Consider the following 20,140-nt stretch of genomic DNA (forward strand, 5'->3'; position numbering starts at 1 on the left):
GATATAGAATGGATTAATAATACTTACAATATAATAAGTGTCGGTCGTATAAATGCTGTAAAGCATTTTAGAGAGATACCAGAGATAGCCAAGCGATTAACAGAAAAAGGTTATTTGTTTCATTGGTATATTATAGGACCGGAATTTGATCATGAAGAAATGCAAAAGATAAAAGATGGTATAGAAAGAAATAATCTTTCAAATATAGTTTTCTATCTTGGACCTAGGACTAATCCGTATCCATATTTTGCTAATGCCGATTTGTACGTTTGTTTATCCGAATCAGAAGCATGTCCTATGGTATTTAATGAGGCTAAGTGTTTAGGTACACCAATTGTCTCTACGGATTTTGGTTCTTCTCATGAGTTTATTTTGTCAAGGAAAGATGGAATTATTGTTCCAAGGGAACGTGTATTTGAGGCTATTGGGAATTATATCCAAAATGGTTGTATTATTCATGAATCATCAAGGGTAGTAGAAGATAATAATGATTTTATTAAAAAACAAATATTTAAATTATTAAATACATAATGGAAGATAATGTTCTTTTTGTTTCAAAACTATATCCTGATGCTTTGTTGTCAGATTTCGTAAAGGACGCAAAGGTAGGACTTGACTTTGCTGCCCATAATTTAAGTATGGCAATATGGACTGGATTCAAACAAAATGGTATAGATGTAGATATTCTTAATACACCACAGTTAGGATCCTGGCCTAAATTCCATAATACACCGTTTATAAAAGAATACGTAAATAAACATCTTGTCAGTGTTTCTTATTTTAATTTAATGTATTTTAAAAGGAAAAGTTTGGAAAATCATGTATACAATTGTATGTATAAATGGTGTAGAAAGCACAATGGCCAGAAAAAAATACTTCTTTACAATTTCAACTATATTGGTGTTGCAAAAAAAATTAAAGGATTATTCCCTGAAGTCAAATTCTGTATGATTGTAACAGATTTGCCAGAGTATATGTCAACGTCAAAAGGTATTTTTTCTTCAATAGTAAAAAAAACAACACACTATCAAGATCCTGATAAAGCGTCACAATACGATGCTATTGATGGCTTTATTTTGCTTGCAAAAGATATGAAGAATAAGATACCTATTGATGGTAAACCTTGGATTCAGATAGAAGGTATTTATAATGATGAAGCAGTTCTTGAAAAGGTGGAAAAAGATATACATAAAGTTATTATGTATACAGGTAATTTAGGAAGTCGTTATGGTATACCTGATTTGTTGAAAGCCTTTATGATGATAGATGATCCTGACTATCGTTTATGGATAAGAGGTAATGGTGAATGTGAATGTCTTGTTAAAGAATGTGCTAAGCAGGATTCTAGAATAAAGTATTTTGATAAAATGTCTCGTAAAGAACTCACTAATTTGCAACAACGAGCTACAATAATGATAAATCCAGTACATTCTTCAGAAGAGTTTTCACATTATTTCTTTCCATCAAAAACACTTGAGTATTTGGCTTCAGGTACTCCAACATTGATGAGTCGCCTTTCATGTATGCCACCTGAGTATGAAAATCATTTGTTTTATTTTGAAGATGAAAGCGTACAAGGTATGTCAAATAGAATAAAAGAAATATGTGAGAAAAGTAAATCAGAGCTAAATGATTTTGGTTTAAAAGCCTCTATGTTTATAAAGGATAAAAAGTCACCTAAGGTGCAAATAAAAAAAATAATGGATTTTTATAATACTATCTAAGATGAATTTTATATATGTTGGCTCTGCAAGACCAGAGTATATGAATAAAGAACTCCTAAAAATGGGTTCAAATGTTAATTTTGCCGGGAATACATTACAAGAAGCACTGATTGATGGCTTTTCAAGTAACTTAAAGTCTTTTAAGATAATTACTTCTTGGAGTATAAGCCCATTCCCGAAGGTAAAGAAGCTATTGTTTAGAAGAAAAGAACTTAATGTTTATGGAGATAATAAATGTGTATATGTTGGTGTGTTAAATCTTCCTATAATAAATCTTGTTTCTAAATTTCTTCGCACAAGAAGAGAATTGAAGAAATCTTTGAAAAAAAATGATATAAATAAGGTTTTTATATATGAAGTTCATACACCGTTTATTTTAGCAGCTATTACACTTAGAAAAAAGATTGAACATATTAATGTTATTGTTCCAGATCTTCCCCAATTTATGTCAACAGGTGGTAGTCGAATTCATCGTTTTTTGAAATATATTGATCAAAAGATTATAAATTACTCATTAAAAAAAGTTGATAGTTATACTTTGTTGAGTGAACCAATGATGGAACGATTGCCCAAAAAGAAAAAATGGGTATTAATGGAGGGTATCTTTAAGCCAACTAATGTTGGTGAGTTTATTAAAGAGCCTTATAAAACAATTATGTATACAGGTGGAGTACAGAGAAGACGAGGTGCGGATTTGTTGGTAAAAGCTTTTAAAATGATAAAAAATTCTAACTATAGACTTTGGATAAGGGGTAATGGTGATATGGAAGATGAAATTCGCGAACTGTCCAAAATAGATTCACGGATTGTTTATTATGAACCAATGGATAGGTTGGAACTTTTAAAGTTAGAGTCAAAAGCAACAGTAATGGTAAATCCGACACCACCAAGTTTAGAATTTACACGATTTTTCTTTCCTTCAAAAACAATGGAATACTTGGCATCAGGAACACCAACCATAATGTTTAGATTGGGATGTATGCCACCAGAGTATGAAAATCATGTTTTCTATGTTGAAAGTGAAAGTATAGAAGCGTTAAAAGATAAATTGATTGAAGTTTGCGAAAAGAGTAATGAAGAACTTAGCACCTTTGGTGAAAAAGCAAAAAACTTTATATTGAATGAAAAATCTCCTGCAATCCAATGTCGTAAAATATTGAGATTGATGGGGTGCTAAAATATAATGTGATGAATAAAATTATTAATAATAAAGTCATAATTTGGGGACCTGATGATTTCAATACTTTAGGACTCCTTAGACAGTTAGGATCTGCTGGTATTGACATTTTTTTCCTTATAAAAGGAAAAGAAGGGTATGCTTCTAAGAGCATATATTGTACTAAGCATAAGACAACAAGTACATTTGGCGAAGGTCTCTCTTTTCTTTTGTCAACATATTCTGATGAAACTGCAAAACCGATAATCATTACTTCTGGGGATGGTATTGCTGTTTTTATAGACCAACATAAAAGTGAACTTGAAAAAATATTTATAATTCCAGGAACGACAATTCAAGGTTTAGAAGAAAAATATACAGATAAGAACACAATGACTGATTTGGCTATTGAGGTTGGTATTTTATGTCCTAAATCTCAATACGTTCAGTGGAATTCAGATATAAGTAGTATTCAGTATCCGTGCTTAATTAAGCCTAGTCATCAGAAACCGGGATATTTCAATGAATTTAAGTTTAAAGTATGTAATGATGAAGATTCGTTAAAAAGAACACTTAAATTTGTTCGCCATGATTCTGAATTTATTGTTCAAGATTTCATCAAGAAAGAAAAAGATATTTTAGTATATGGGGCGAGAATGTGGGATGGTAAAACTATCTTAGCAGGTGCTATGATAAAAGATAGGTTTGCTGATTGTGGTAGTTCTTCTCATGGATTAATGACTTATAAAATACCTTCATGTATCGCCCAACATAAAATAATAGAATTTTTAGATAAAATCGATTATCATGGTCTTTTCAGTTTTGAATATGGTATGATAAAAGATAAGGCATACTTTTTTGAAGTTAACCTTAGAAATGATGGGACTTCTCATTATTTTTGGCAATCAGGTGCAAATCTTCCACTTGCGTATGTTTATAATTGTGCAGGTCTTGATTACTCATGTGTCAAAACAATAGTTACTGAGGAAAAATGGTTCATTGATGAAGTTTTTGATATTGAGAATATCATACATAGAAGACTATCGTATTCTCAATGGAAGAAAGATAAAAGTGAAGCTATGGTATATAAATACTATGATAAGAATGACATTGAACCTTGGAAATTCGTAAGGAGTACTATGTGGCAGCATCTTTTTAGGGATATTCTTCTTAAGAAATTTAGAGTTTACATTGTTTATATTCTCGATAAGTTTGGCTTGAAAAAATGAAGCAGATAGTTTTAATGTATCATGATGTATTCATTCGTGACATAAATGAATCAGGATTTCAAACTGTAGGAGCAATACCGTATAAAGTATGTGCTAATAATTTTGAAAGTCATGTAAAGACAATATATAAGTATTGTAAAGATAGAGGTTGTGATACTTCTTCTATAGTTTTTACTTTTGATGATGGGGGAGTTTCATTTGCTACGGTAATTTCTAATATTTTGGAGAAATATGGCTTTAAAGGAATCTTCTTTATATCAACAAAGTATATAGGTACAACAGGTTTTCTTACAGAATGTCAAATAAAAGAATTATCTATTAGGGGACATGTTATTGGAGCTCATAGCCATACGCATCCTGCTTTTTGTGATGCCGCTAAGATGAGTTTTGAAGAATTACGATATGAATGGCAGACATCTATAGACATTTTAAATAATATTTTAGGGTATCAGATAAATAGTGTTTCTTTGCCTAATGGATATAGTTCTGAGTTCATACTCGATAGTTTGGAAGAGTTAGGAATTAGTAATGTTTATACATCTACTCCTACAACACATATAATGAAAAGAAGATCATTATCTATTATAGGAAGATATGATGTAAAAAGTAAAACTACTCTTGGTCAAGTAATGAGTATTGTAAATAGCCCTTTTGTTAGAATGGGATATCAAATTAAAAATGAAATTTTATCTATGGCAAAAAAAATATTAGGTAATTCTTACTCTATAATAAAGCGTAATCTTCTATATAAAAGTAATTGAAAATGAAAAAATATAGTGTCTGTATGTCGGTTTATAAAAACGACAACCCAACAGACTTTAAAGAAGCGGTACTAAGTATATGCAATCAGACGTGCCCTCCTGACGAGATTATTCTTGTGATTGATGGTCCTGTTTCTGATATAATGCTTAAAACAATAGAAATTTTGTCAGAAAAAACGGGTATAATGAAGGTTATTCCTCTTCCAAAGAACATGGGACATGCCATAGCTCGTCAGACAGGACTTGAAGCCGCAAGGAATGAACTTTGTGCAGTGATGGATGCAGATGACCTATCTGTGCCTAATCGTTTTGAGAAACAGTTGAAGGCTTTTGAGAAGCATCCAGAAGTTAGCGTGGTGGGTGGATTGATAAATGAGTTTATTCATACCACTGATAATGTTGTAGGAACACGAATTGTTCCAGAAAATGATTCTGACATTAAGGAATATTTGAAATCGCGCTGTCCTATGAATCTTGTTACCGTAATGCTTAAGAAGAGTGATGTTCTGAAAGTCGGCGGGTATCAGGATTGGTATTGCGAAGAAGATTATTATTTGTGGATTCGCTTGGCTTTGGGTGGCTACAAATTCTATAACATTCAAGAGAATTTAGTGAATGTGCGTGTAGGTGAAGAAATGTATCAGCGCAGAGGTGGAAAGAAGTATTTCGCCAGTGAAGCTCGTCTGCAGAAGTATATGCTTGACCACAATCTGATTTCATTGCCCAAGTATGCCTATAATGTACTTATACGTTGGGTAGTACAGGTGGCAATGCCTAATTGGTTGAGAGGTTGGGTGTTCAGAACATTCGCAAGAAATTAAATGCATTATTATTATGGATAAGAAATATAAAATAGGTTATACGACAGGTGTGTATGACATGTTTCATATTGGACATCTGAATATTATCCGTCGTGCCAAAGAACAGTGTGAATATCTTATTGTAGGCGTGAGCACAGACGAGTGTGTACAATCATATAAGAACAAAACTCCAATTATTCCTTACGAGGAACGCGCTGCTATTGTACAGGCTATAAGGTATGTGGATGAAGTTGTACCACAAACATCAATGGACAAATTGGAATTCTTGAAAAAACGTCATTTTGATGTTATGTTTCATGGTGATGAATGGAAAGGTACAGAACTATATAATAAATACGAGGAGGAATTTGCTAAATATGGAGCTAAAATAGAATATTTGACACATACCGACGGCATAAGTTCTACGATACTTAGAGAAAAACTCCATGGTAAAAAGTAAAAGCATAACATCATTACCAAAATCCTCTTGTACAGGATGTAAAATGTGTGGAGACGTGTGTCCTAAACATTGTATATCTTTTATAGAGGATATTGAAGGCTTTTTCTATCCAACAGTGGATGAAAATAAATGTGTGGATTGTGGTTTATGTGCTAAAAAATGTCCCGCTCTTAACGTTTGTGTCAATGAAAAGCCAGATTATGCATACTCTGCATTTGCTTCAGATAAAAGCAAAAGGGATACTGGGTCATCAGGAGGAGTTTTTTCGCTACTTGCTTCTTGTGTTATCAATGATGGAGGTGTAGTGTATGGTGCTGCTTTTAATGAAAGATTGAAACTTGAGCATAGGAGGATTGTAGAAATTGAAGACTTGCGTCCTTTATGTAAGTCAAAATATCTTCAAAGTGATTGTTCTGGAATCTACAGCAATGTGAAGAAGGATTTGTTGGCTGGTTCTCTGGTGTTGTTTGTTGGAACACCGTGTCAGTGTCAAGCATTGCAAAATTATGTTGGAGACAATCTTAGGGAAAAACTACTCATGGTGGATTTTGTATGTCATGGTGTTCCTAACCAAAGATTGTTTGACGATAATATAAGATGGAATAACAGAACATTTGGTAATGTACGAAGTGTTGAATTTCGCTATAAAGGTAGCAAAGTTCAACATCCGCACACTCTCAAGTTAGAGTATGAAAAAAATGGTAAAGAGAAAACTATTTTAAGAATGCATTATCAAGATCCTTATTATTTCGGATTTCAAAAACATATAACCTTGCGACCTTCGTGTTACCAATGCCAATGGGCAAAACCTGATAGATGTTCGGACATTACGTTGGCTGACTTCTGGGGTATAGAGAAGGCAAATGTTGGATTGGATAGTAAAAGAGGAGTATCTTGTCTGCTTTTGAACACTACTAAAGGTAAGGGATATTTTGAAATAATAAAACATAAGCTGGATGGTGTAAACGCTCTGCCAATAGATTTTGCAGTCAATAATAATGGTTGTTTGGAAAGTGCCACCTTAAAGCCTAAAAATAGAGATGCATTTTTTGCTGAATGGATAAATGAAGGCTATGATGCGGTGGTTGCTAAGTATTTGACTTCAAAACGCAAATGGGTTTTTGATATATATTATAATATACCAACACCTATTCGTAAGATTATAAGAAAACTAATGGAAAATCGAATGAAGTATGAATGATTTGATGCGAAAGGAAACCCCTAACGAATGGGGATTGAAAGAACTGCAAAATGTTATTCTTAACATTGCATATGATATAGATAAGTTTTGTCAGAAACATAATATAACTTATCGCCTTATGGGTGGATCTGCTCTTGGCGCTAAGCGTCATGGTGGTTTTATCCCATGGGATGATGATCTTGATGTGTTTATGACTCCTGATGAATATGAACAATTTCGTGATGCCTTTAATAAGGACGGTGATAAAGAAAAATACTATCTTCAAGAGTTGGGTGCGTCAGAAGGCAAGGTTATTACGGCTAAAGTACGTTTGAACAATTCCTATTTTGAAGAGGATATAATAAAAGATTGGCACGTGCATCAAGGTGTATATGTGGATATTTTTATCTTGCATACATGTCCTAACAATAAGATTCTGCGCTACTGGCAGTACATTTGGGCAAAATATGTAATTGTAAAGGGTCTTGCAAATAAGGAGTATAAACGTAGAGGTGGTGTAGTATATTATATGCTGAAGTGTATGAAACTGTTGCCTAAGCGATTTCTTTTGAATTTCGCTCTTAATCAAGTATATGCTTTCCGTAACCAGAAAACAGATTACTATTGTAACTATCTCGGTAAAGCTTTATTGAAGAATGGAACCTATAAGCATGAACATTTTGCAACAGTGAAGCGTGTCCCGTTTGAGACTATTGAACTAAATGTGGCAGGTGGGTTGGAAGATTTCCTTACAGACCGATTTGGAGATTATATGAAAGCTCCTTCCCCAGAGCGTATTCGTTATGAGCAACATGCCAGCAAGTGGGCTCTTGGAGATTATAAGTATGATGATTTGTCAGATGAGAAATACTTTTTTTAGTTGCGATAATATACATACGACTCATTATATAATTGACTTGTAGAATATTGGAAATATTATATGGATTGTAATGTTCTTACTGTAATTGTAATTAGCGCAACTATTGTAGATAATGGAAAATACTGAAATTATCCTTTTTAATCTTATCTCTTTAGGATTAGAAGAAAAAGAATATCGCAATATTTCTTTGTTTGTAGATTGGGAATTTCTTTGGAAAAAAGCAAGTGAACAAGGGGTGTCAGCATTTTGTTTAGATGGACTACAACTACTTGATATGAATAATAGTAGTTTGGCAACAATCCATAGGCAATTGAAAATGCAATGGATAGCTTCAGTTGTTCTTCAAGAACAAGTGTATCATACACAAAGGAATGCAGCAAAAGCTTTAGGGGAGTTGTATGACCGGCATAAGATAAATACGTATGTGTTGAAAGGCTTTTCGTTGAGTAGGTTGTATCCAAGACCTGAGCATAGACCTTGTGCGGATATGGATTGCTATTTGAGAGATAAGTATGAAGATGGTAATAAGATTGCAAAGGAGAATGGACTAACCGTAGATTGCAGCTATTATAAACATTCAAAGATTTTACTTGAGGGATTAACTGTTGAAAATCATCAGTATTTGTTGCCTGTAAAAGGTAGTAGTAAGGCTAAGAGGTTTGAACATGAATTGCGCTCTTGGATTGAGGATGGTAATAATGAGTACATTGGTGATTCTCGACTGAAAGCAACTTCCCCTTTTTTTGATGCTGTTTATGTTTTGGCTCATGCCCAAGAACACTTCTTGAATGAAGGAATTATACTGCGACATATTTGTGATTGGGCAATGGTGCTGAAAGCTCATGCAGACACGGTGGATTGGGATGAGTGGAAGCGTGTGTGCAAGGAATATGGTATGCTGTCGTTTGGATATACTATGAGTAGATTGGCTAATAAGGTATGTGGGGTGACGGTTCCTTTTGACTGTCCTAAGGATGATGAGGCTGACAGACGTTTATTAGATGATACACTTTATAGAAAGGTTTGTAATAATGGCAAACGTTCAAAAATACAAGTGAGGATAAACTTGGTGATGAATATGTTCCGTAATAGTTGGAAATACCGAATGTTTGCTGATACTAACTTTTTGATGTTTTGTGGAAGACGGGTGTGGGGATATTTGTTTGATAAGGATTTAGATTAATTGATTATGATATTCAAAAGACTATTTGATATTGTTGCATCCCTGTGTGGGTTGCTGTTAATTTGGTGGATATTCCCTATAGTAGCGTTTTTAATCCATAAGAAGATGCCGGGTGGTCCGGCTTTCTTTTGTCAGAAGCGTGTTGGCAAGGATGGCAAGTTGTTTACCTGTCATAAGTTCCGCTCGATGACGGTGAAGCATAGTGGCTCGTCAGTTTCAGTAGCTGGCGATAGCAGAATTACTCCGTTTGGGGCTAAACTGCGTCATTATAAGATTGATGAGTTGCCGGAGCTTTGGGATGTGCTTATAGGTAACATGAGTTTTGTGGGTCCGCGTCCTGATGTGCCTGGATATGCAGACAAATTGCAAGGTGACGACCGAGATGTGTTGAAGTTGCGTCCAGGCATTACAGGGCCAGCTACTCTGAAGTATCGGTTGGAGGATGAGATGATTTCGGAATACGTGGCTAAGTGTCAGGCAGAAGGTGACAAACGCCCGATGCAGGAGATTGCTACGGAGTATAACGATAACGTAATCTATCCTGATAAAGTACGCCTAAACTGTTACTATTACCGTCACTACTCGTTCTGGAAGGACATAGAAATGATATTTGCCACTGTGCTCGGGTTTAAGGTGAAGTTTGCTGGGGAGGAAGTGTGAATGCTTTCTTACCATAATCCTTTTGCCGCATAACTGCAACGACGCTGGCGTCTAAGAAAATGAATTGTCAGCTATGTCCAATATGCTTGTCCATTGCAAATATTTGATGTTCACAAAAAGAAATGTGAATGAAAGCTTTGTGGGTAGTTGGAATAATCGTAAATTTGTTGGGAATTAGCTCCTCTTGATTTTGTGGTAATACGATGGCGACAAGAGGTATTATATATTAATCTCATATATCTATGCGCACAAATAGCTTTGACTTTGAAAGAGCTCTGAAGAAGATGGAGAGGTTGCGAAAGAACAATCGTTCGCAAGAAGAGATTATTGATGACCTGAAGCGCGAATTGGTCACAATAAATGAACTCTCTCTGCTTACGCATGCGATGAGATTGATTGTGGAACTTGATTGCCGAAAGTCTTCCGAACTATATATAAATGTGGAGTCGCCCATGAAACAGGCGCTCTATCTGATAGATGTCTATTATTCTATTGCGGACAGAGATGGGATAGAGGATATAACCGATGCCAAATGGGATGTAATCTCGCAGTTGCTGGATGAGATGGAAATGGCTTATTTCAAGGCAGTAGGGCTTCCGAATGGCGGAGACGTATTTCATGATGAGCGAGACGAGAAACTCGAAGTCCAACTGTCTTCGTTCCTTTTCTATTTCAGCAATGGCAAGTTGTGCTATGAGGAACAGACGCTTGATAGGTTGATGCGTAGCTGCAAACCTTATGACGATGTGATACAAAATCAATTTGGATTTGGTGTTGATGATGCCGTAAAGTTTGTGTTGCATGTTCGTGACCTGAACAACAGGAAATATACCGAGACGATATATAAAGGCAGTAAGTATCACTATTACAGTCAGTATCCTGAAGAATGGACTAAACTTGCATCTGGATATATTGATAAAGGAATCGATCCAAGTGATTGGGCAAATCAGCCAGAATTGAAAGGTGCGTTTGATTTCCTTTTGATTAATCCGGGAGAGATATGTATCCACGGCCAGGATGAAGTGGAGAATGTAGACATTGACCGAGGCAGTCTGCTAAATATAATCAATTTTCTTCTTTATGACCCACAGCGTGCGATAGATGCAGGGACGGTATATTATGCAGACAAGCGTCTCTCGGAAGAAATGCCGCTGTTCAAGGTGGGTGATAGATATATTTGCCCCATCACTAAATTTCTGATAGAAGCATTGTATTATCGGCTATCGGCAGAACTGCAAAGGATTGTCACCAAATATAATGAAAGGAAAGGCGAGGTATTTGAGACCAAAGTGTTGGACGTCTTCCAGCGATTCTTTCCGAGCAAAACGCGTTTTTATTCGAGTTATACGATTGATAGAGTATGCGAGAATGATTTGTTGATCAAGTTTGGCACCACCTGGATTGTTGTGGAATGCAAAAATTGTGGTTTCCGTGCCCCCTTCAGGGATGCAGAGCGGGGCTATGAGCGCATAAAAACAGACTTTGCCAAGGCAGTCCAATACGGCTATGACCAATGTAAACGTATAGAAGATGCTCTCTGTAGTGGCAATGCTGTTGATCTATATGATGCAAAGCACATTGGCAAATTGTTGTATCATGTCGCACCCCATGAGATAGGTGATGTGTGGTCTGTAGTGGTGACAGATTACAACTATGGACCTATTCAAACTGATCTGTCTAAGTTGCTCAACAAGGAACCTGACGACCTTTACCCATTGTCAATAGGTATCGATGATTTGGAAACATTCTTAATTCTGATGAAACGGTTGTGGAAAGGAGTTGCTCCATATCGTTTTGTCGAATATCTTGATTATAGAGAGCGTTATCAGGAACATGTAAAATGTTTTGATGAATTGGAACTTGCTGGCTTTTATCTTTGTGATAGAGACCAGTTCAAGAGGTATGCTGATGTAGACTCTAACGTTATTACTACTCCCGAAATGGGTGAGATTTTTGATGCTTACTATCGTGTAGGTTTCGGTTTTCCTAATGAACTAAATTACGAGGACAAACGTCATCATCGACTACCGGAGTATTCTAAAACGTTTGTAATGGATGATCTGGCTGAACTGCGTCAGGAGTATGGCGTCAATGCCAAGGATAATCATTAGCGTGTTTATCATATCCATCTGTCACCTTATATTGTTAGTGATATATAAGTGGTATTTTTCATGTAGAGTTTCATAGACAGACGTTTTACTAATAGGTTATTTGCTCTATAAGCTCTTACAAATGTCAGTCTTTTACTATTTTTTTCTTGCGTTCTGATGCGTCCGCATTGCTTCCTGGCATTATTTTTCTACAGTTATAATCTTCTTGCAGAATAGTCCTCTTTGGTATTCTTCCGTAGATTCTTATCTATATCATCGTAATGCTTTGTACTCATAGTAATATCTCTCCATTAACAGTTTTGGAGGGAATTATTGCATATGCATGAAATAGCGCAATACGCAAAGCGCAAGGACTCTTTAATAGTGTGATAATCTTTTGTTTGAAATGTTCAACAATATAATAATCAGTGGAAAAACTTTAATTAATTTCTATTATGGAAAGGAAAACTATTTACTTATGCCTTGCCCACATGAGTGAGGCTGGTTTGGAACAGAAATATGTGAAGGAGGCTTTCGACACCAATTGGGTGGTGCCGATGGGTCCGAACGTGAATGCGTTTGAGAAAGACTTGGAGGCTTTTGCCAATAGTAAGAGCGATGGCTCTGAGGCTCTTGACCGCAAGGTGGTGTGCCTCTCGGCTGGTACGGCCGCGGTACACCTGGCGCTGATAGGCTGTGGCGTGAAGGCTGGCGATGAGGTGCTGGTGCAGAGCTTTACATTTTGCGCTTCGAGCCATCCTATTACTTATCTTGGTGCCAAGCCTGTGTTTGTAGGTTCGGAAGACGAGACCTGGAATATGGACCCAGCGTTGCTCGAGAAGGCCATTCTGGACCGCAAGGCGAAGACGGGTAAGCAGCCTAAGGCCATCGTGCCGGTGGCTCTCTATGGTATGCCTTATCGCATCGATGAGATTATGGCTATTGCCGACAAGTATGGAATCCCCGTGGTAGAGGATGCTGCCGAGGGTATGGGCTCTCGTTTCGATGGTCAGGTGCTTGGTACGTTTGGCAAGTATGGTGTCCTGTCATTCAATGGCAACAAGATGATTACCACTTCGGGTGGGGGCGCGCTTATCTGTCGCAATGCGGACGATGCCAACGAGGTGATGTGGTATGCCACGCAGGCCCGTGACGCTTACCCCTATTACCAGCACACCGCCATCGGTTACAACTATCGTATGTCTAACGTGTGTGCTGGTATCGGTCGTGGGCAGATGACGGTGGTCAATGACCATATAGCTCACCACAAGCATGTACAGTCGCTCTATGAGGAACTGCTCAAGGATGTAAGGGGCGTACATATCCACAAGCAGCCAACAGACCCACGCTATGACGCAAACTTCTGGCTTTGTGCTGCAACATTGGATGCAGATGTGAAGATTCAAGGTCAGGAGAATGCCTATAAGGAAGTTATTAAGACTGCCGTAGGTGGCGCTGCCGGTGTTATCCATGCTGTCGATTCGGCTGTGACCGACTGCCAGCCCAATGAGAATGTAGAGGCGCTGCGTGTATTCATGCTCGCCAAGAAGGTGGAGTGTCGTCCTGTATGGAAGCCTATGCACAAGCAGCCTGTCTATGCCGATGCGCCTGTATATACAAATGGTGTGGAGGAGGAACTCTTCAAGGTGGGATTCTGCTTGCCCGCTGGCCCTTATGTCACCGACGATGATGTGCGTTACATCGTGGAGTGTATCAAGGAGGCTATCGTTGGCTAAGGTGTGTATTATAATAAGGTGGGCGGCGATGCTTTCGTCGCCCTTTTGAAGAATAATGAAAAAGTTGGTTGGGGCCATCTTCGCTTTCTGCAGGTTTCTTCTGATTCCGCGGCGAGCGAACAGATTGCCCAACGATTGAAGAACATGGAGATAGACAAAGACTTGTTGAGCCATCTCGTCGACATGGCCAAGGCCAGTCCGCGTCTGCGCCATAGCCATGACTTGCGTACCTCACAGGCTGACAATAGTCAGCGGATGCTTTGTGCCTTGCTGCCAGGCACCGATGTACCTATTCATCGCCATCCGCAGAGTACGGAAACGGTGGTGGTGTTGTATGGCAAGTTGGTGGAGGTTATCTATGATGATGGTGGGCGCGAGGTAGAGCGCATCAGCCTTGACCCTCAGGCCGGTAAGTATGGATGTGTGGTGCCGAAGGGCGCTTGGCATACGGTGGAGGTGCTTGAACCATCGGTCATCTTTGAAGCCAAAGACGGTGGATATGGCGTCGATGGTAGTGAGGTGTGGAGTGGGGTGAAGGACAAAACGGCTTTCTCCAACAGCCTCGGCGACCTGAAAAAGAACGTAGAATATCTTGTCGGCATGGAGAGCCAGCAAGGTGCTGTGGATGTGTCGCCTGATTATATCGCCCGCGTGCTGAATGTGCCCGTGGAGGATATTAGACGGGTGATGGAGGAGATGGCGTAGGCAGATGATGCCCACGTGGTTTTGGTCCTTTGTTTGAGGTAGATGTGTCGTTGTTGCAGTCCGTATAGGGAATATGCGGTTAGGCGAAATGCTGCAGCGATACTATGCAGAAGGCGGATGTACAAGATGATGAGTCTTGGACATCCGCCTTCTGCGTTTGTCAGGGAATGAGTGGGTTGATAGTGACATTATACGAATTTTATATGAGTAATATAGCCTCTGTTTTGGAAGGTTGATGGTAACGCCTTCGGCTAATCGCAACTCCTGTAGAGTTGCTAAGAGGGTGGGGGTGATACCCAGGGTAGAGGCGCTGCGCACCTCAACCCTGGGCTGGGAAATCGCAACTCCTACAGAGTTTCCTCTGGGTGCGTACCAACTCGTATAATCTCTACTCATAGGAAGGATGGAGGTTAGCAATGGCTTCAACTCAACCCTGGGCTGGGAAATCGCAACTCCTACAGAGTTGCCTTCGAGGGCGTATTGGCTCATATAATCTCTACTCATAGTAAGGATGGAGATTCGCAATGGCCTAAACTCTGGGCTGGGAAAACGGTAGGACTGGGAAAACGGTAGGACTGGGAAAACGCAACTCCATTAGATTTCCGCTATGCGCAGTGACCTTCGGTTTAGAATTTCCTTTGGGTACGTAAAGTGGAGCTGTCTGTTAACGTGAATAGAAAACTTGTGATTGTCTTTAGGATAAAATGGTGGGAGATGGACTTTGGACTGGTTTGGCTGCTTGATTTGGTGATTGCGTGGTCGGAATTGGTGATTTCGTGCTTAGAAATGCTCGTTTCTGAGTTTGAAATCAAGTTTGGTGTAATGGCGTCATATGTTGTCTGAGCAACAAAATAGTGCAATCTATTATTTTTCTTGTGAAAAAGATTGGAAGAGTAGAAGAAAAAGCGTAATTTTGCATATTAAGGCAATTGTGTTGTCTCTATTGGAAATCATGATTATTGTATGGCAGTCGTAAGATTGGATAATATCAAGGCGGAAACGTTCAGATGGGCGTTTGTCCGCGCAGGCTACAATGAAGCGGAAGCTGTTGCGGCTTTCCCTATGTTGGAGTCGTGGCTGTCCGGAGAACAATTGCCAACACTTCGCCAGCTTGAGAAGTTTGCTGCCAAGTTCTTTGTGCCTATGGGTTTCCTGTTCTTGCAGCAAAAACCAGTAGAGACCGTTCCATTCCCGATGTTCCGTGGCAGCGCTGGTATAGACAATAATTTCGATTTGAATGTCTATGATACGGTTATGAACATTCAGAGTCGCCAGGACTGGCTGGAGGAGTATTTGCAAGACAATGTGATGGATACTTGTCAGATAGTTGGAACCATTACGCCCGCTACTCCTTTTGCCGAGGCAGTCCGTAAGCTGCGTACCGCTTTGGACCTTGAGTGCGAATGGGCATTCAGCCTTGCCAATGTTGAAACGGCAGTAAATGTGTTGACGGAACACCTTGAAGAAATAGGTATCTTCGTCGCATTCAATGGCGTTGTTGGCAACAATACTCATAGAGTCCTTAAAGTTGAAGAGTGCAGAGGTTTCGCTCTTGTCAATGATACAGCCCCATATATTTTTGTAAATAGTGCAGACAGCAAGTCGGCCCAGATGTTCACATTGATACATGAGACAGCCCATATCATGCTTGGTATTAGTGCTGGCCACGCTGGAGAAAGTATTGCCATGCAAAACCATGTCGAGAAATATTGTGATATGGTTGCTGCCGAATTCCTGGTGCCCGAGAACGTGTTGCGAGAATTGTGGAATGGTGAGATCAAATGGATGTCAAGACGCTTCAAAGTAAGCGAACTCGTCATTGCACGAAGAGGGCATGACCTGAATCTGCTCAGCGATGAGGACTATAACCAGTTCTGGCATGAATACTCCAATCGTCCCATTAACAAGAAAACATCTGGTAGTGGCGGAAGTTTCTATTTGACCAGCGTAAAACGTGTGGGAAGGGCTTTTGCTATCCATGTGAGAAACGCTGTAAACAGTCGTGTGTTGAGCTATACTGATGCTTTTAGATTGACGGGATTGCACGGAGGAACATTTGAACATTTTATGAATAATAATATATAAGGTCATGGCATATCTGATAGACAGTAATATATTTATACGTTCGAAGAATGAGATGCCTATGAATCTATGGCCTACGTTCTGGCAGCGAATGACCGATATGGTAAATAGCGGCGAGTTGTTTATCAGTACCAAGGTTAAGGAGGAAATAGAGCGGGGTAATGACGAGCTGACAGAGTGGCTGAAACACTCTGCGCCAAAGACGTGCTTTGTCGGGCTTGATGGCGACGTCATGCGTATGTATGGAGAGGTCCAGACATGGGCTGGTACAAAGTCATTCACTCAGACCGCCAGAAATGTGTTTGCTACTGTTGCCGATGCCTATTTGGTAGCTACTGCTGCTGCGAAGAATATGACACTGGTAACGTATGAGAAATCAAACCCAAACAGCAAAGCCCGTGTCTTGATTCCAGATGCCTGTGAAGCGGTTGGCGCCAATTATTGTGATTTGAACGCGGTGCTGCGCGGTATGGGAGTCGTGATATGATAATCTGCACAAAATGGATTCGAGCGTTATAAGTATTTAAGACACAACTTATAACGCTCGAATTGTTTCTGTACAAAAGAGATGTGGGCTCTCTTCAATCTCTGCAGATTTCCAATCCTGTCAATATAGAGTTGAATATAGCGAGTGGGGTGGTGGTTACTTCGCCGTGATGTGGAAACAGCCTTGGTGGACTTCGTATTTTATCCAGCAGCGGTCGTTCTGCCTCATGTCGCGCAGCACTTCGCTCAATATCCATTTCAGCGTGTCGTTGCGCACCACGCGGCGGCGCTCGCCTGGGGCTTCTACTGTCTTGTAGCGGTTGTAGGCGATGTCAAAGGTGGTGCCATACATGTGGCAGCTGTTCTGTGTGGCGTTGGAATTTCGTCTGCGCAGATGGGTCACATCCTTCTTGCTACGCAGCACGCTGGTCACGATAATCTTGTGGAGTGGCACTCCCTTGGTCTGAAGGCTGTCGAAGAAGGCGCGGCCTATGTCCTGCAAGAGTACGGAGGCGCGGGGCACGAGATAGGGGATGCTGTTGTGTAGCCGGTCGGTATAGAAGTAGGGGTTGGCGCCGATATATACCAGTTCGCTCTTGCGGCGTTCTGCTTCGTGCTCGTCTGCCACGGGCGACACGCCATGTTTCCGGGCTGAGAGCATCTGTACATCGTTCTGGTCGGGAAAGGTATTGCCGAAATTGGGCACGCTGAATATGCGGTTGCGCGCTGGGGTTCCGTCGGCGTTGAAAAAGCGTGTGCGCTGGCTGATGGGGGTGGCCTTCAGTGTGCCTTTGAGCAGCGCTGCGGTGTCTGCGGCCAGTGTGCTGTCGGCTGTCGTCGCTACGGGAGTCTGTGTCTGAGCGGAGCGGGGCATATCGCCTGCCACCGAGGGGAAGATACATCTCACCATGCCGAGCACCACCACTGCGATGCAAAAACCTTGTATATATCTTTTTCTACTTATGTTCATCAAATCTATGTATTTGTGCGCAAAGTTAGTAAAAAATCAACACTTTATGGTCAAGTATCACAAGATTTTTGTAAATTTGCACCTAAATTTAAATGGGTATCAATTGATAGAGAAACATATTATATTAGAAGATATCGACTCACTCATATTCTATGGGGTAAACAACAGCCACCTGCAAATGATAAAGTCGCTGTTCCCTAAACTGCGCATAGTGGCTCGCGATAATGTGATGCGTCTTCTCGGCGATGAGGAAGAAATGGCCAAAGCCGAAGAAGATATTGAAACCATAAGAAAACATGTTCTGAAATATAACAGTCTGAACGATGAGGACATACTCGACATCATCAAGGGCGAGGCGACCAAGGCCGATGCCGTGAAGGATGTTGTGGTCTATTCGCTCTCAGGCCGACCTATCAAGGGGCGCTCTGAAAACCAGCAGCTTCTGATAGACTCGTTCAACAAGAACGACATGATATTCGCCGTGGGACCTGCCGGAACCGGAAAAACCTATCTCAGTATAGCCCTCGCCGTGAAGGCTATGAAGGAGAAGAACGCCAAGAAGATTATCCTGTCGCGTCCGGCCGTCGAGGCTGGCGAGAAGTTGGGTTTTCTGCCCGGCGACATGAAGGATAAGATAGACCCCTATCTGCAGCCGCTCTACGACGCTCTGGAAGACATGATACCGGCAGCCAAGCTGCAGGATATGATGGACAAGCACATTATCCAGATAGCTCCCCTGGCCTTCATGCGCGGTCGCACGCTGAGCGACGCGGTGGTAATACTTGACGAGGCTCAGAATACTACGCCGGCGCAGATACGCATGTTTCTCACCCGTATGGGATGGAATACCAAGATGATCATCACCGGCGACATGACCCAGATAGACCTGCCCCACGAGCAGAAGAGCGGGCTGAAGGAAGCTCTGCAGCTGCTCAGCGGTATCGAAGGCATCTCGGTGGTAGAATTCAACAAGAAGGACATCGTGCGCCACAAGCTGGTGACACGCATCGTCAATGCCTACGAAGCCTACGACAAGGCACGACACGGCGAAAAGGAATTGGAATTCAAGGACTAAACTCAATAAATAATGAAAGCTCTAACGAAAACAGATTTCAAGTTTGAAGGACAACAAAGTGTGTATCATGGCAAGGTAAGGGATGTGTATGACATCAATGACGACCTGATGGTAATGGTGGCTACCGACCGTATCTCTGCCTTTGATGTAATTCTGCCCAAGGGCATACCCTTCAAGGGACAAGTGTTGAACCAGATAGCTGCCAAGTTCCTGGACCAGACCCAAGACATCTGTCCCAACTGGAAGCTCGCTACCCCTGACCCCATGGTTACCGTAGGTCTGAAGTGCGAGGGATTTCGTGTAGAAATGATTATCCGCGGTATACTTACCGGTTCGGCATGGCGCGACTATAAGAACGGCTGCCGCGAGATATGTGGTGTGAAGCTGCCCGAAGGCATGCGCGAGAACGAGCGTTTCCTCGAGCCCATCATCACTCCTACCACCAAGGCCGATGAGGGTCACGACCTCAACATCTCCAAAGAAGAGATTATCCGTCAGGGTATCGTCTCTGCCGAGGACTACGCCGTGATGGAAGACTATACCCGCAAGCTCTTTGCCCGCGGACAGGAAATTGCCGCCAAGCACGGACTGATACTGGTAGACACCAAGTATGAGTTTGGCAAGCGCGACGGCAAGGTATATCTCATCGACGAGATACACACTCCCGACTCGAGCCGCTACTTCTATGCCGATGGCTACGAGGAGCGCTTCGCCAAGGGTGAGCCCCAGCGCCAGCTGTCCAAGGAGTTTGTACGCCAGTGGCTGATTGAGCACAACTTCATGAACGAGCCCGGACAGACCATGCCCGAGATTACCGATGAGTATGCTGAGACCATCAGCGACCGCTACATCGAGCTCTACGAGCAGATTACCGGCGAGAAGTTTGACAAGACCGCCGAAGATGGCGACATCGCTGCCCGTATCGAGAAGAACGTGGCTGCATATCTGGCTACCCGCAAGTAG

19 protein-coding genes are annotated in these 20,140 nt (G+C 40.8%); 18 read left to right on the forward strand and 1 reads right to left on the reverse strand.

Annotated features, from left to right (window positions below):
- The 16 genes from CIK95_RS07095 to CIK95_RS07175 form a co-directional block, all read left to right on the forward strand.
- Positions 1–531: glycosyltransferase (locus tag CIK95_RS07095; RefSeq protein WP_144007770.1), on the forward strand; the 531-nt coding region annotated here is incomplete at its 5' end.
- Positions 531–1,724, forward strand: coding sequence for a glycosyltransferase (locus CIK95_RS07100; protein ID WP_094466635.1), 1,194 nt, complete (start codon positions 531–533; stop codon positions 1,722–1,724). The genes CIK95_RS07095 and CIK95_RS07100, both read left to right, overlap by 1 nt.
- 1 nt (position 1,725) lies before the next feature.
- On the forward strand, positions 1,726–2,901 hold the full coding sequence (locus CIK95_RS07105; protein ID WP_094466636.1) for a glycosyltransferase: 1,176 nt from the start codon (positions 1,726–1,728) through the stop codon (positions 2,899–2,901).
- Positions 2,902–2,909: 8 nt separating this feature from the next.
- Positions 2,910–4,109, forward strand: a complete 1,200-nt coding sequence (locus CIK95_RS07110; RefSeq protein WP_144007771.1) for an ATP-grasp domain-containing protein — start codon at positions 2,910–2,912, stop codon at positions 4,107–4,109.
- Positions 4,106–4,870: a polysaccharide deacetylase family protein gene (locus CIK95_RS07115; RefSeq protein ID WP_094466638.1), complete on the forward strand. Its 765-nt coding sequence runs from the start codon at positions 4,106–4,108 to the stop codon at positions 4,868–4,870. The genes CIK95_RS07110 and CIK95_RS07115 overlap by 4 nt, the downstream gene beginning before the upstream one ends.
- Before the next feature lie 2 nt (positions 4,871–4,872).
- A complete protein-coding gene (locus tag CIK95_RS07120; protein WP_094466639.1) occupies positions 4,873–5,691 on the forward strand; it encodes a glycosyltransferase in 819 nt (272 codons plus the stop codon).
- 13 nt (positions 5,692–5,704) lie between these two features.
- Positions 5,705–6,130 (forward strand): adenylyltransferase/cytidyltransferase family protein, encoded by a 426-nt coding sequence (locus CIK95_RS07125; RefSeq protein ID WP_094466640.1) that lies wholly within the window; start codon positions 5,705–5,707, stop codon positions 6,128–6,130.
- Positions 6,117–7,331, forward strand: coding sequence for a Coenzyme F420 hydrogenase/dehydrogenase, beta subunit C-terminal domain (locus CIK95_RS07130; RefSeq protein ID WP_094466641.1), 1,215 nt, complete (start codon positions 6,117–6,119; stop codon positions 7,329–7,331). Before CIK95_RS07125 ends, CIK95_RS07130 begins: the two co-directional genes overlap by 14 nt.
- Positions 7,324–8,190, forward strand: coding sequence for a phosphorylcholine transferase LicD (locus CIK95_RS07135; protein WP_094466642.1), 867 nt, complete (start codon positions 7,324–7,326; stop codon positions 8,188–8,190). Before CIK95_RS07130 ends, CIK95_RS07135 begins: the two co-directional genes overlap by 8 nt.
- 112 nt (positions 8,191–8,302) lie before the next feature.
- Complete coding sequence (locus CIK95_RS07140; protein WP_094466643.1) at positions 8,303–9,373, forward strand: nucleotidyltransferase family protein; 1,071 nt, start codon at positions 8,303–8,305, stop codon at positions 9,371–9,373.
- A gap of 6 nt (positions 9,374–9,379) precedes the next feature.
- On the forward strand, positions 9,380–10,033 hold the full coding sequence (locus CIK95_RS07145) for a sugar transferase (RefSeq protein WP_022310261.1): 654 nt from the start codon (positions 9,380–9,382) through the stop codon (positions 10,031–10,033).
- Between the two features lie 242 nt (positions 10,034–10,275).
- Complete coding sequence (locus CIK95_RS07150) at positions 10,276–12,144, forward strand: hypothetical protein (protein WP_094466644.1); 1,869 nt, start codon at positions 10,276–10,278, stop codon at positions 12,142–12,144.
- A 434-nt stretch (positions 12,145–12,578) separates the two neighbouring features.
- Entirely contained in the window at positions 12,579–13,859 is a 1,281-nt protein-coding gene (locus CIK95_RS07155) for a DegT/DnrJ/EryC1/StrS aminotransferase family protein (protein WP_094466645.1), read from the forward strand.
- 144 nt (positions 13,860–14,003) lie between these two features.
- Positions 14,004–14,564: a WbuC family cupin fold metalloprotein gene (locus CIK95_RS07160; protein ID WP_094466658.1), complete on the forward strand. Its 561-nt coding sequence runs from the start codon at positions 14,004–14,006 to the stop codon at positions 14,562–14,564.
- Between the two features lie 963 nt (positions 14,565–15,527).
- The gene (locus tag CIK95_RS07170; protein WP_094466646.1) at positions 15,528–16,649 is read left to right on the forward strand and encodes an ImmA/IrrE family metallo-endopeptidase; all 1,122 of its coding nucleotides are present in this window, start codon (positions 15,528–15,530) and stop codon (positions 16,647–16,649) included.
- A gap of 4 nt (positions 16,650–16,653) precedes the next feature.
- Complete coding sequence (locus CIK95_RS07175) at positions 16,654–17,133, forward strand: DUF4411 family protein (protein ID WP_094422417.1); 480 nt, start codon at positions 16,654–16,656, stop codon at positions 17,131–17,133.
- 156 nt (positions 17,134–17,289) lie between these two features.
- Here the strand turns inward: CIK95_RS07175 and CIK95_RS07180 are convergent, their stop codons facing one another.
- Entirely contained in the window at positions 17,290–18,102 is an 813-nt protein-coding gene (locus tag CIK95_RS07180; RefSeq protein WP_094422419.1) for a DUF5715 family protein, read from the reverse strand.
- A gap of 103 nt (positions 18,103–18,205) precedes the next feature.
- Between CIK95_RS07180 and CIK95_RS07185 the strand changes: the two genes are divergently transcribed.
- Together CIK95_RS07185 and CIK95_RS07190 are read left to right on the forward strand one after the other, a co-directional pair.
- Entirely contained in the window at positions 18,206–19,177 is a 972-nt protein-coding gene (locus tag CIK95_RS07185; protein ID WP_094466647.1) for a PhoH family protein, read from the forward strand.
- A gap of 12 nt (positions 19,178–19,189) precedes the next feature.
- A complete protein-coding gene (locus CIK95_RS07190) occupies positions 19,190–20,140 on the forward strand; it encodes a phosphoribosylaminoimidazolesuccinocarboxamide synthase (RefSeq protein WP_094422421.1) in 951 nt (316 codons plus the stop codon).

The organism is Prevotella sp. P5-108 (assembly GCF_002251385.1).
In the GTDB taxonomy this organism is placed as follows: domain Bacteria; phylum Bacteroidota; class Bacteroidia; order Bacteroidales; family Bacteroidaceae; genus Prevotella.

Coding starts and splice junctions, on each gene's coding strand:
- CIK95_RS07125 (WP_094466640.1), top strand. CDS start 5,705: ATGGATAAGAAATATAAAATAGGTTATACGACAGGTGTGTATGACATG.
- CIK95_RS07170 (WP_094466646.1), top strand. CDS start 15,528: ATGGCAGTCGTAAGATTGGATAATATCAAGGCGGAAACGTTCAGATGG.
- CIK95_RS07180 (WP_094422419.1), bottom strand. CDS start 18,102: ATGAACATAAGTAGAAAAAGATATATACAAGGTTTTTGCATCGCAGTG.
- CIK95_RS07145 (WP_022310261.1), top strand. CDS start 9,380: ATGATATTCAAAAGACTATTTGATATTGTTGCATCCCTGTGTGGGTTG.
- CIK95_RS07140 (WP_094466643.1), top strand. CDS start 8,303: ATGGAAAATACTGAAATTATCCTTTTTAATCTTATCTCTTTAGGATTA.
- CIK95_RS07190 (WP_094422421.1), top strand. CDS start 19,190: ATGAAAGCTCTAACGAAAACAGATTTCAAGTTTGAAGGACAACAAAGT.
- CIK95_RS07120 (WP_094466639.1), top strand. CDS start 4,873: ATGAAAAAATATAGTGTCTGTATGTCGGTTTATAAAAACGACAACCCA.
- CIK95_RS07160 (WP_094466658.1), top strand. CDS start 14,004: ATGGAGATAGACAAAGACTTGTTGAGCCATCTCGTCGACATGGCCAAG.
- CIK95_RS07105 (WP_094466636.1), top strand. CDS start 1,726: ATGAATTTTATATATGTTGGCTCTGCAAGACCAGAGTATATGAATAAA.
- CIK95_RS07155 (WP_094466645.1), top strand. CDS start 12,579: ATGGAAAGGAAAACTATTTACTTATGCCTTGCCCACATGAGTGAGGCT.
- CIK95_RS07175 (WP_094422417.1), top strand. CDS start 16,654: ATGGCATATCTGATAGACAGTAATATATTTATACGTTCGAAGAATGAG.
- CIK95_RS07115 (WP_094466638.1), top strand. CDS start 4,106: ATGAAGCAGATAGTTTTAATGTATCATGATGTATTCATTCGTGACATA.
- CIK95_RS07150 (WP_094466644.1), top strand. CDS start 10,276: ATGCGCACAAATAGCTTTGACTTTGAAAGAGCTCTGAAGAAGATGGAG.
- CIK95_RS07100 (WP_094466635.1), top strand. CDS start 531: ATGGAAGATAATGTTCTTTTTGTTTCAAAACTATATCCTGATGCTTTG.
- CIK95_RS07135 (WP_094466642.1), top strand. CDS start 7,324: ATGAATGATTTGATGCGAAAGGAAACCCCTAACGAATGGGGATTGAAA.
- CIK95_RS07130 (WP_094466641.1), top strand. CDS start 6,117: ATGGTAAAAAGTAAAAGCATAACATCATTACCAAAATCCTCTTGTACA.